The following is an 11188-nucleotide window of genomic DNA, read 5'->3' as shown; positions in this document are numbered from 1 at the left end:
CAAGCATTCCTTGTCGCTCAGATCTTTTATGATAACCGGTGCACTATCAAGATTTGCAATCTTGCTTGCTCGCCAACGACGTTCTCCAGCTATTATTTCATAACCATCATCATTTGAATCTTTGCGTACCACGATAGGCTGTATAATGCCACTTTTCTTTATCGAATTTGCAAGTTCTCTTAATGACTCCTCGTCAAAATGTTTCCTCGGTTGAAATTTGCTTGGGTGCAGTAATGAAATAGGCAAATGCTCTTGTCGATCTTCTTTATTATCATAATTATCGCCTATGAGGCCGGCAAGACCTCTGCCGAGGCGTCTATCATCCTTCATACTACGCCCTCGCTTACTAGTTTCTTCTCCTTACAACTGCTCGCGTGCTTTTTTAAAATTTCCCTTGCCAAACTTATATATGCTTGTGCACCAGGACACTTAAGATCATACACAATAGCGGGTTTTCCATGAGAAGGCGCTTCTGATAACCGTACGTTACGTGGAATAACAGTCTCATACAATGGGATGATAGTTTTGTATACTTTATCATTTAAATACTGGCAAATATCGTTTTTAATCTGTTCACTGAGTTTGTTGCGCCTGTCATACATTGTTAACACTATCCCTTCTATTGCCAAAAAAGGGTTTAGGTTATTCCTTTTTATTAGCTCCACAGTTTTAACTAAATGGCTTAATCCTTCCAGAGCAAAAAATTCACACTGAAGAGGAACAATAATAGAATTAGCAGCAGTCAAAGCATTTATGGTCAGAAGCCCAAGTGATGGAGGGCAATCGATGATTATATACTCATAATTATCGCGTATCTTCTCCAATGCGCTTTTTAGTACGAATTTTCCTCGCTCAAGTTGCGATAATTCAATTTCTGCAGCTGACAAATCAACTACTGACGAAATTAGCGATAAATTCGGAATTTCCTTTATATTGAAAATTGCCGATTCTATCAATTTATTTTCGCTGCTTAGTAGTATTTTGTATATGTTTTTTTCTTCCCTACTACGATAAGAAATCCCGAGTCCGGTGCTAGCATTTCCTTGAGGATCAAGATCTACCAATAAAGTGCTTTTTCCCACAGCAGCAAAGGCTGTCGACAAATTTATACTAGTTGTGGTTTTGCCAACTCCACCCTTTTGATTTACTATTGCAATAATCTTGCTCACGCNNNTTATCTTATGTATAAAATAATTCTATTGTATATATGCAAGAAACTTTTGCATTAGAAAATTTTTTTGTTGCTAACCACACTAAAATTAGACTGTCTTTTTTGCTTTGTGTAACACACTTTGAACCTTGTTTCCTAATTCATTCAGAGTGAATGGTTTTGGCAAAAAGTGAAAATCTTCTATATTGATGTCATCACTCTTTAAAAAAGCATCTTCTGCATACCCAGAAATAAAAATAACGTTGATATTTGGCCTATGGATCAATGCTTCTTTAACTATTTCTGGGCCGCTCACCTCTGGCATGATTACATCAGTGATTATAAGATCTATATGTTGACTTTTTTTACTGATTATTTCTGGCGCCTCGCTGCCTATGCTTGCTTCTATTACATCAAATCCTTTTCTTTTGAGTGCTTTAGAGATGAATTCCCTTACTGAATCTTCATCTTCGATTAATAAAATTATACCATTACCTTTAATTTCACTTACTACCGGTTTTTCTGTTTCTTCACTATCTTCCTCTCTATCATTTTCATCTGATATGTAAACCATGGGCAAAAATATGCTAAATTTAGTTCCATGATTTACTTTGCTAGCAACATAGATGTATCCTTCAGTTTGTTTAATAATGCCATATACAGTAGAGAGGCCAAGACCTGTACCAGAGGTAATATCTTTGGTAGAAAAAAATGGATCAAAGATCTTTTCAGTTGTATCACTCGTCATTCCACATCCAGTATCAATTACTTCAATCACAACATAATTTCCATGTTCAATCGCTTCCTTGTCTGGAGAAAACATATCCTGAGGTGTAGAATTTAATGAGTCAATCTTTTGATTAAAGGTTCGTATAGTTAATTCTCCGCCCTTTTCCATAGCAGCACTAGCATTGACTGCTAAGTTAAGTATAACTTGCTCTAATTGCCCTTGATCAGCCCTAACAGCACCCAAGTCTCTACCATAATAAATATTAAATTTTATATTTTCACCTATTAATCTTTTTATCATTTCATAAAGATTAGCTATGGTATTATTTACATCAATAATTTTTGGCTGCAAGGTCTGTCTTCTTGAGAAAGCAAGCAATTGTCTTACTAAATTTGATCCACGCTTTGCATTTTGCTGTATCTGTATTATATCTCCAAAAGATGGGTCACCAGCTGAGTGTTGGAGTAAAAGCAAATCGCAAAATCCTATTATCCCAGTCAATATATTGTTGAAATCATGCGCAATACCACCTGCTAACTGCCCTATAGCTTGCATCTTTTGATAATGCTCAAGCTTTATCTCTAGGTTTTTGTGTTCAGTATTGTCAATAAAATAACAAAGTATGAAGATCATTTTATTATGAAGAAACTTATTGAAATATATTTTTATGTTATTACCGCCGTTGAGCTGTACATCAAAAGACGCATTATTTATTCTATTACTCGAAAAATATTCACGTATTTTCACATGATAACTATCCAATATCAACGTAAAGATTGAATTATTATCTGACCCTGCAAGCTTTATTAGTGCCGTATTTTTCTTTACAAAGTTGCCGTTTATGTCACATTGTGCAATAGCAATTGATGAATTTGCAAAACAAGGGTGTAATTGATAATCAACAATATTTGATTCGGTTGGTGTGATAAAGCCATATATATAGCTATGGTTGTATTTATCACAAAATATAGCAGTGCTCATATAAGCCTTGAATGGAATACCACTTATAGTAAAAAACAAAATTTCATTATCGGTTGTTGTATTGTTATATTTAGATTGAGATATAAAATCACTGATTGAGCTACCTTTTTCCAGTTTTTTTAGTTCAAATATGTCTAAAAATCTTTTATTTACAGATAAAATCACCCCTTTGGCATTTGCAATGTAAGTTCCTATGCTGTGTTTTTCTATTAACTCTTCATATATCTGCTCCTTGTTTATCTGTGTTGCTTTTAATACAAAATACCCATCTGGCCTTGCTATTGGCACTAATGATAAATTTAAAATCTTATTACTATTTATAGCAATTTGGGGATTATCTGGTATCGGCTCAAAGAGCAAAAGAAAGTTAGATACTCTATTCTTCTTGTTTAAGGAAATGCATACCTGTACAGAAGAGTTATTTTTTAGTGCATGATAGAGTACTTTTTTGTCTGCTTCTGAAACATCTCCTATTTCAAGAATCTTGTCTAACGTAATGTCATCATCTATATGATCTTTAAACCTTTCGTAGAACCTTGCATCAGCATAAATAATACCTTCATCTTTATGTAAAATAAGGCAAAATTCTGTATTATGATTTAGTGCATTTGCAAATATTGCATTTTGAAATTCTATAGTATTAAGTAGGTATCTGTAGCGTTTTACATTATACATCATAAAGAGAGTTGTTAGAATGCTAACTAATAAATTAATCTCTATATTAATATGCTGACTATATATATCAAAAAAGTAGAGTATCGATATTGCTACTGGAGGTAAGAGCATAATAACTGCCATCACAACAATTGACATTCCATAATTTCTTAGTATGAAGTCAACCCTGTTCTCTTTTTTGTTATCTATGTATCTTTTATTCATTATTGTTACTTGGCATTGTTGTACATACGAAAATGTTCTATTATATTGATTTAATTATTATAGATTTATTAACGTCTTTGATAGATAATTATCATCCAAATCTAATTAAGTTCCTTAAATATCAGATATAACAATGTTAATAAGCTAGCAAGAGGATATTATGGAAAAACAAAAAACACAAGCATTTAAATGGTTCTGTGCACTAAGAGATAAGATTATAGAATCTTTCTTATTAATTGAAAAACAATCATCCGCAGAGCCAAAAATCGAAAAGAGAAAGTGGGATCGCCCAGGTGGTGGAGGTGGTGAATCTACAATTATTTTTGGTAATGTTTTTGAAAAAGTTGGAGTAAACGTTTCAAAAGTACACGGAAAATTTGCAGATTCAGCCATTAATGAAATTCCTGGTGCAAGTGAAAGTAACGGAGAGTTCTGGGCAAGCGGTATATCTTTAGTGTCTCATATGCAATCGCCCCTTATCCCTGCAGCACATATGAACACAAGGCTGATATATACTTCAAAACAATGGTTTGGTGGAGGAATGGATTTTACGCCAATATATAAAAATGAAGAAGATTGCAAGTATATTCATGAATCAATCAAAATGACATGTGATAGATTTGACACCGGATATTATCCAAAATTTAAAGAGCAATGTGACAACTATTTTTTCTTACAACACAGAAAAGAGCCGCGTGGTATTGGTGGCATTTTCTATGATAATCTGAGTTCTAGCAACTGGGAAAACGATTTTGAGTTCACAAAAGCAGTAGGTGAAGCCTTTTTGGAAATTTATTTGCACATCATACGTAAACATATACAAAAATCTTGGACAAAAGAACAACGAGAAAATCAATTAATAAAACGTGGCAGATATGTAGAATTCAATCTGTTATACGATCGTGGCACAAGGTTTGGTTTAATGACTGACGGCAATCCAGATGCAATTATGATGTCAATGCCACCACTTGTTAAGTGGTTATAGAGAGCTGCTATTAGTAGAAAATAAATCATCATAGTTTAAAATTGTACCATGGTAGTGAGCTTTTATATAGGGGGTATAATCATGGGCATAATAGATAATTTTTTAATTAAATCTGTCAAAAACAATGACATAAAAGGTGTTAAACTGACTCTAATTCTCTATGATGCATTAAATAGTTTTAGAAAATTCTTTTCAAAGACTATGTCTCTCAAGAATACAGGATCATTTGATATAAATAATAATCAAGCTTTAAATCAGGCTTTAGGACATGCTACAGATCACAAAATAATGGAATTGCTGATTAATCGTGGAGCTGATATCCACTCAATAGATGAGAATGGAAAGAATGTTATAATTCGTGTTATTGAGAGTTTAGCAGAATCAAAAAATCTAAAATTGGATAGTGAGAAAAACTTACCAGCAGAGATAATTCTTCACCCCACAGTTTCCTTTTTACTAGGAAAAGGCGCAGAGTATTATTCTACAGATGATTTGAATGTTGAAGCTATACAACAAAAACCTCCTAGAACCTCTGAATATGAGCCAATAACTATGTACGCTGAGGTGAACAACAATGTAATACCACCTCAAAAACCTTCTAGAACTTTTGAGTATAAGCCAAAGAGCACTAATTATGATGCTTTGCCTTCAAAAGAGCCAATTTACGCTGAGGTGTATGATGCTAAGGTTAGTAACTCATTAGGGGAGAATGGTTATTTGAGTGTATCAGAAGAATCTATTTATGCTGAAATATATGATTCACATAAAAAATCCACTGAAAATTTATCATTGGAAGATAGTGGTTATTTGAGTATATCAGAAGAACCTATTTATTGCACTATAGATGATCTTTCAGAACAAAAAAAGCCTACTAGCCTAAAACAGAAAGAGCCAGAACAGTCGTCAGAACCTATTTATGCTAGGGTAGATTTGTCCAAGAAAAGAGCAGAAAGAAAAGCAAAAGACATAAAAGCTAATTCTGGAACTTGCCATGGGTTAGTGCAAGATAAAGTGAATGATTGGCAAGTGAAGCTAAATGAGCTAAGTGCTAATAAGTCGATAAGTCAGCAACAGACTAATGATCAAAAAATTAAGACCAAGGCTGGCTTTAGTGTAGAAGAAATAAGGCAGAAATATGAGCGTAGAGATTCTGGCTACGATTCTGGCTATGATTCCGATACAAAAGTTGAACAACAATTAGAATTAGCTCCTAAATCTGAGATAGGTTCAGTGAGTATTGAGCATGGAGTAATAGGAGGCTGTCGATATAAGATTACTGATATATCCCTCTAACTATGTGATTCAAAATAATTGAATTGACTTTATATATGTAATCGATATAATCTAGTTAGATTCAAGTTGACTCTTTCGTCTAGTGGTTAGGACACCACCCTTTCACGGTGGTAACACGGGTTCAAATCCCGTAAGAGTCACTCAAGTAGAATATAATTAAAGTTTTGAATGGGAAAAATTAGGCTCTATGTTGAAGAAGCTTTATCACAAGGCGTGAGTTTAGCACTTAATCCACAACAAAGTCACTATATTTGCAATGTAATGCGGCTTAAGAAGTATGATAATCTCTCTCTTTTTAATGGAAAAGATGGAGAATGGTTAGGAGAAGTAGTTAATATATCGCGTAAATTGACAGAAGTTACACCCAAAGAATGCACTAAACAACAGCAATATGAGGAAAATTTATACCTGTATTGTGCCATGGTAAAAAGTGCTGCTTTGAACAACATAGTAAGACAGGCAACTGAAATGGGAGTAATCTGCATTCAATTTATTTCAACGGAACGTACAGTGGTAAAAAATATTAACCTAAGTAGAGCAAAATTACAAGCAATCGAAGCAGCGGAACAATCAGGTAGGATAAGTATACCAGAGATTTTGCCTCCTATTAACTTTTGTGAGTTACCTGATTCCCAGAGTAAAAATTTTGTTTTGTGTGATGAAACAGGTAAAGCTGACAAAGTGCTGAAAGGCAAAAAAAATGTTGCTATTATTGTTGGCCCTGAAGGTGGTTTTTCATCTTATGAACTTGATCTTGCCGATAAGTTTTGTCAAAAATTGAGTCTAGGAAAAAGAATTTTAAGGGTCGATACTGCTGTAGTTGCTGCACTCACTTTCACCAATTGGTGTAGCTAGATTTTTAAATATGACTAAGGTTTGGGTCATAAAGAAATCTGGTTCAGTGTTGCGCGCACAAAAACCCTGTAGACTTTCTACGAAGCAGTCTGTTGTTAAAGAGGAGCTAATAAAAAACATATTCTAAGATAATATTAAATCTCATATTATATTTTTTCTAAAGTAAACAAATGAATCTTGCATTTTGCCTGAGTTATTGATACTCTGAGTAAAGAAGTCGGGGCGTAGCGCAGCCTGGTAGCGCATTTGGTTTGGGACCAAAGGGTCGGGAGTTCAAATCTCTCCGCCCCGATGTTAGTATAATTGTAAGAACGCTGTAACATAAGAGCAATCTCCATCAGTAAGCAAGTAGCTGACACTGGAATGACATTATTTACCATGTAAATTATGGCATATTACATTTTAACGCTCAAGTTTATAAAATAATTGACAATGTTAATTTTCTAATTTATAAATAGATTTTGAAATGATTACCGAAGGAGGTATAGAGTTTGATAGAAGTATCAGTCCATTATGGTGATGTAGACAGAGCTCTTCCAGTATTGAAAAAAACAATTCAAAAGGAAGGAAGAGGGTTGAAAATGAAAAAACAATATCATGAAAAAAAATCAGAAAAAAGAGCTAAAAAGAAAGCTGAAGCTAAAAAAAAGAGGTACCAACAAGAGTGCAGAAGGCAACGTTATGGTTGGTAGTTTGTACTCAAGTTAATAGTTTATCATTGGTTATTTTATGAATATTCACGAATATCAAGCGAAAGAAGTTTTGCATAAATTTAATGTCCCAGTGACAAAAGGTTTTGTTGCTACATCTGCAGAAGAAGTAAAGACTCAAGTAAGTCAATTAAAATCTGACGTGTTTGTAGTTAAAGCTCAAATTCATGCAGGTGGTAGGGGTAAAGCCGGTGGCGTAAAGCTAGCAAAGTCAGTTGAAGAAGCTCAACAGTTTGTAAAGGACATGATTGGTATGACTTTAGTTACTCATCAAACAGGGCCAAGCGGGCAGCAAGTAAGAAAAGTGTACGTTGAAGAAGGCTCAAGCATTAAGAAAGAGTATTATTTAAGCCTGGTAATCGACCCGAAGCTCAGTAGGCCAATATTCATATTTTCCTCAGAAGGTGGAATGGACATCGAAGAAGTGGCAAAAAGTTCTCCTGCAAAAATTGTGAAATTTGATATTGATCCTGCTACAAGTTTTGATAGCAGCAAGTTAAGCAGCAGTTTTCATTTGAGTCCAGAACAAATAGAAAAGATATCGAACATTGCAAAAAAAATATATGATGCGTTTATTGCAACTGATGCGAGCCAAATTGAAATTAATCCACTGGTTGAAACAAATTCTGGAGATTTTATTGCGCTCGATGCAAAAATTAATTTCGATGATAATGCTTTATATCGTCACCCAGAAATTATGGAACTTCGTGATTATGATGAGGAAGTGAAAGAAGAGATAGAGGCTTCAAAGTATGGGCTCAGTTACATCAAAATGGATGGCAGTATTGGTTGCATGGTAAATGGTGCAGGTCTTGCTATGGCAACAATGGATATAATAAAATACTACGGAGCAGAGCCTGCTAACTTTTTGGATGTTGGTGGTGGAGCGAGTAAAGAAACTGTAACTGAAGCATTTAAAATCATATTGTCTGATAGCAACGTAAAAGGAATTCTGGTTAACATATTTGGTGGTATAATGCGTTGCGATATTATCGCAAGTGGAATTGTTGCGGCTGCAAAAGAAATGAGCATTAAAGTTCCTCTAGTGGTTAGATTATCAGGTACTAATTTTGAAGAAGGAAAAAAAATTTTAGAAGAGTCAGGATTAAATATTATTGCTGCAGATGAGCTAGATGAAGCTGCGCAAAAGATAGTAAAAGAGGTAAAATAAAGCATGTCCGTTTTAGTAAACAAAGATACAAGATTAATATGCCAGGGTTTTACTGGCGCACAAGGCACATTTCATTCAGAGCAAGCAATTGATTACGGAACGAAAATGGTGGGAGGTGTAACTCCTGGAAAGGGTGGGAGCACTCACCTTAATTTACCGGTTTTTAATACTGTAGCAGAAGCCAAAGAAAAAACCGGTGCAAATGCTACAGTTATATATGTACCTGCTAAATTTGCTGCTGCTGCAATACTTGAAGCAATAGATGCAAAAATAGAATTGATAATTTGTATTACAGAGGGCATTCCTATACTTGATATGGTGAAAGTTAAGCGTGCGCTTATCGGCTCAAAAAGTCGATTGATTGGTCCCAACTGCCCGGGAATTATTACCCCTGAAGAATGCAAAATAGGAATTATGCCTGGCCATATCCATAAGCGTGGACACATAGGAATTATGTCTCGCTCCGGAACTTTAACTTACGAGGCAGTAGCACAAACAACCGCTGTTGGTCTTGGTCAATCCACGTGTATCGGAATTGGGGGGGATCCAGTTCATGGTATAACATTTGTCGACTGTATGGAGCTCTTTTTAAAAGATAACGATACTCATGGTATTGTAGTTATTGGTGAAATAGGTGGAAACGAAGAAGAAGATGTATCACATTTTGTGAAAACAGAAAAAACTAAAAAGCCAATCGTTGGTTTTGTAGCAGGCCAAACGGCACCTCCAGGAAGACGTATGGGACACGCTGGAGCAATCATCTCTTCCAGCGGTGGAAGTGCTGGTGCAAAACTAGAAGTTATGCGGAGCGCTGGAATTGCAATTGCTGAAACCCCTGCAGTAATTGGTAAGAAGGTATTGGAAATAATGCATCACTAGAATTAGGGTCACAAAAACCCTATATCACCGGTCATGAATACGTTATTTGCCCATTCGATTAATAACTTGCCTCCTGGTAAATTTACTGAAGTCTGTTGGGCAACCAGATATCCACGTAGTGTGGATGCAACAAGTGCTGCACAGGCTGCACTACCGCATGATGCAGTAATGCCTGTACCTCTTTCCCAAACTCTTAAAGCTATTTCTCCAGACTTTTCAACTTGTGCAATACTAACATTAATTTTCCGAGGAAATAATGCGTGATTTTCTAGCTTTGGTCCTAAATTTCGCAATGGTATTTCACTTATGTTATCAACAAAAAAAACTATGTGAGGATTGCCAATATTTACTGCAACAGGATCTTTTAGCATTTCAAGCTCTATAGGTAAGTGAAGAGTGTCACACTCAGTAGATAAGGGAATTTCATGCCATTTTAGCAAAGGTTTACCCATGTTAACCTTTATGGATTTATCACCCACTTTAAAACACTCTAAAATGCGTTTGCTTGTTAGCTCAATAATGGAGTATTCAGCACCTTTTTCTGACATTATCAAATATCCAACACAGCGTGCTGCGTTTCCGCACATTTCAGCTCGACTGCCATCAGCATTATAGATATGCATAAAACAGTCTGCAGCATTAGACATTGTTATAATTATCACTTGATCACAACTGCTTTGATCAGCAATTTGTCTATGGTTCCAGTCTAAATTGTTTGTTGAACGTGAGTCTATGATAACGAAATTGTTACCAGTGCCGTGCATTTTGATAAAATTTTCAGAATTTTGGCCACTCATCATAAAAAAATATTTCTTCTATTGGTCTTCTTTTCTTCTTACTTGTTTCAGCACCCTCTTCTTCGTAACCAACCGCTATCACTAACATTACGTTAAAGTCATTGGGTATATTGAACTCTTTCACTATTTTATCTCTATCAAATCCACCCATTTGATGGGCCATTAAGTTCATAACTGCAGCTTGTAACATAAGTCCATAATTCGCTGCACCAGTATCGTGATTAGCCCAAAAATTTTCACCTTTATCAGATTTGCGGAAATTCTTAGCGCTTAAAGATATGATTAACACTTGTGCATCTTTTGCCCATTTTTGATTAGATTCATCAAGGCAATTTAGCAGCTTTTCCCATGCGCTTTGATTGTTCTGTTTGTTGCATATTACGTATCCCCAGGGTTCATCACCAAAACATGAGGGAGTCAGCCTTACAGCTTCCATTAAAATATCCATGTCTTCCTGAGATATTGCTCTTGTAGGATCGTATGAACGTCCGCTGTGTCTTGCTTTCATCAACGATAATAGATCTTGTTTACTCATCATTTTTAATTTAATAGTGCATAAATAATTCATTGTAGCACAATATAAGCAAAATTTAAATTGCAAAACCTCTCATACACATATATTACATTTAATAAGTTATTTTTATTGGGAAGGTATGTTTATAACACAATCTAGCAGCAGATCAACACTGGCTGAAATATTGTCTTGCGTTTTACTTTTATTCTTGATGGCTCAAATAAGTATACCATTGCAGCCTGTG

General features: G+C 35.1%; 11 protein-coding genes, 2 tRNA genes and 1 pseudogene. 9 read left to right on the top strand and 5 right to left on the bottom strand.

The window, feature by feature from the left end; translation table 11 throughout:
* The 3 genes from WG67_RS08830 to WG67_RS05280 all read right to left on the bottom strand — a co-directional run.
* Positions 1-330, bottom strand: a 330-nt coding sequence (locus tag WG67_RS08830; protein ID WP_458694935.1) for a ParB N-terminal domain-containing protein, incomplete at its 3' end; no start/stop codon positions are given.
* Entirely contained in the window at positions 327-1169 is an 843-nt protein-coding gene (locus tag WG67_RS05285) for a ParA family protein (RefSeq protein ID WP_006280226.1), read from the bottom strand. The genes WG67_RS05285 and WG67_RS08830, both read right to left, overlap by 4 nt.
* 90 nt (positions 1170-1259) lie before the next feature.
* Entirely contained in the window at positions 1260-3740 is a 2481-nt protein-coding gene (locus tag WG67_RS05280) for an ATP-binding protein (protein WP_070357002.1), read from the bottom strand.
* A gap of 160 nt (positions 3741-3900) precedes the next feature.
* Here WG67_RS05280 and hemF point away from each other — a divergent pair, with 160 nt between their 5' ends.
* The 8 genes from hemF (at position 3901) to sucD (ending at position 9633) form a co-directional block, all read left to right on the top strand.
* The gene (hemF, locus tag WG67_RS05275) at positions 3901-4725 is read left to right on the top strand and encodes an oxygen-dependent coproporphyrinogen oxidase (protein WP_022626154.1); all 825 of its coding nucleotides are present in this window, start codon (positions 3901-3903) and stop codon (positions 4723-4725) included.
* A gap of 81 nt (positions 4726-4806) precedes the next feature.
* Positions 4807-6018, top strand: a complete 1212-nt coding sequence (locus tag WG67_RS05270; RefSeq protein ID WP_022626153.1) for an ankyrin repeat domain-containing protein — start codon at positions 4807-4809, stop codon at positions 6016-6018.
* Between the two features lie 68 nt (positions 6019-6086).
* Positions 6087-6158, top strand: a tRNA-Glu gene (locus WG67_RS05265).
* 28 nt (positions 6159-6186) lie between these two features.
* The gene (locus WG67_RS05260; RefSeq protein WP_006279818.1) at positions 6187-6873 is read left to right on the top strand and encodes a 16S rRNA (uracil(1498)-N(3))-methyltransferase; all 687 of its coding nucleotides are present in this window, start codon (positions 6187-6189) and stop codon (positions 6871-6873) included.
* Between the two features lie 218 nt (positions 6874-7091).
* Positions 7092-7165, top strand: a tRNA-Pro gene (locus WG67_RS05255).
* Positions 7166-7364: 199 nt separating this feature from the next.
* Complete coding sequence (gene rpsU / locus WG67_RS05250) at positions 7365-7565, top strand: 30S ribosomal protein S21 (protein WP_006279819.1); 201 nt, start codon at positions 7365-7367, stop codon at positions 7563-7565.
* A 37-nt stretch (positions 7566-7602) separates the two neighbouring features.
* Positions 7603-8754 (top strand): ADP-forming succinate--CoA ligase subunit beta, encoded by a 1152-nt coding sequence (sucC, locus tag WG67_RS05245; RefSeq protein ID WP_070357001.1) that lies wholly within the window; start codon positions 7603-7605, stop codon positions 8752-8754.
* Positions 8755-8757: 3 nt separating this feature from the next.
* On the top strand, positions 8758-9633 hold the full coding sequence (sucD, locus tag WG67_RS05240) for a succinate--CoA ligase subunit alpha (RefSeq protein ID WP_070357000.1): 876 nt from the start codon (positions 8758-8760) through the stop codon (positions 9631-9633).
* A gap of 8 nt (positions 9634-9641) precedes the next feature.
* Here the strand turns inward: sucD and dapF are convergent, their stop codons facing one another.
* Both dapF and WG67_RS05230 read right to left on the bottom strand, forming a co-directional pair.
* Entirely contained in the window at positions 9642-10430 is a 789-nt protein-coding gene (gene dapF, locus WG67_RS05235) for a diaminopimelate epimerase (RefSeq protein ID WP_006279822.1), read from the bottom strand.
* On the bottom strand, positions 10411-10998 hold the full coding sequence (locus WG67_RS05230; RefSeq protein ID WP_070356999.1) for a nitroreductase family protein: 588 nt from the start codon (positions 10996-10998) through the stop codon (positions 10411-10413). The genes dapF and WG67_RS05230 overlap by 20 nt, the downstream gene beginning before the upstream one ends.
* 85 nt (positions 10999-11083) lie before the next feature.
* Here WG67_RS05230 and WG67_RS08825 point away from each other — a divergent pair.
* A pseudogene (locus WG67_RS08825) lies at positions 11084-11188 on the top strand (biotin transporter BioY); the annotation flags it as partial.

The sequence above is a fragment of the Wolbachia endosymbiont of Drosophila incompta genome (genome assembly GCF_001758565.1).
Lineage (GTDB): Bacteria > Pseudomonadota > Alphaproteobacteria > Rickettsiales > Anaplasmataceae > Wolbachia > Wolbachia pipientis.
This window is presented reverse-complemented; position numbering and strand designations above follow the sequence as displayed.

Coding starts and splice junctions, on each gene's coding strand:
- WG67_RS05280 (WP_070357002.1), bottom strand. CDS start 3,740: ATGAATAAAAGATACATAGATAACAAAAAAGAGAACAGGGTTGACTTC.
- hemF (WP_022626154.1), top strand. CDS start 3,901: ATGGAAAAACAAAAAACACAAGCATTTAAATGGTTCTGTGCACTAAGA.
- WG67_RS05270 (WP_022626153.1), top strand. CDS start 4,807: ATGGGCATAATAGATAATTTTTTAATTAAATCTGTCAAAAACAATGAC.
- WG67_RS05260 (WP_006279818.1), top strand. CDS start 6,187: ATGGGAAAAATTAGGCTCTATGTTGAAGAAGCTTTATCACAAGGCGTG.
- sucC (WP_070357001.1), top strand. CDS start 7,603: ATGAATATTCACGAATATCAAGCGAAAGAAGTTTTGCATAAATTTAAT.
- sucD (WP_070357000.1), top strand. CDS start 8,758: ATGTCCGTTTTAGTAAACAAAGATACAAGATTAATATGCCAGGGTTTT.
- dapF (WP_006279822.1), bottom strand. CDS start 10,430: ATGAGTGGCCAAAATTCTGAAAATTTTATCAAAATGCACGGCACTGGT.
- WG67_RS05230 (WP_070356999.1), bottom strand. CDS start 10,998: ATGAATTATTTATGCACTATTAAATTAAAAATGATGAGTAAACAAGAT.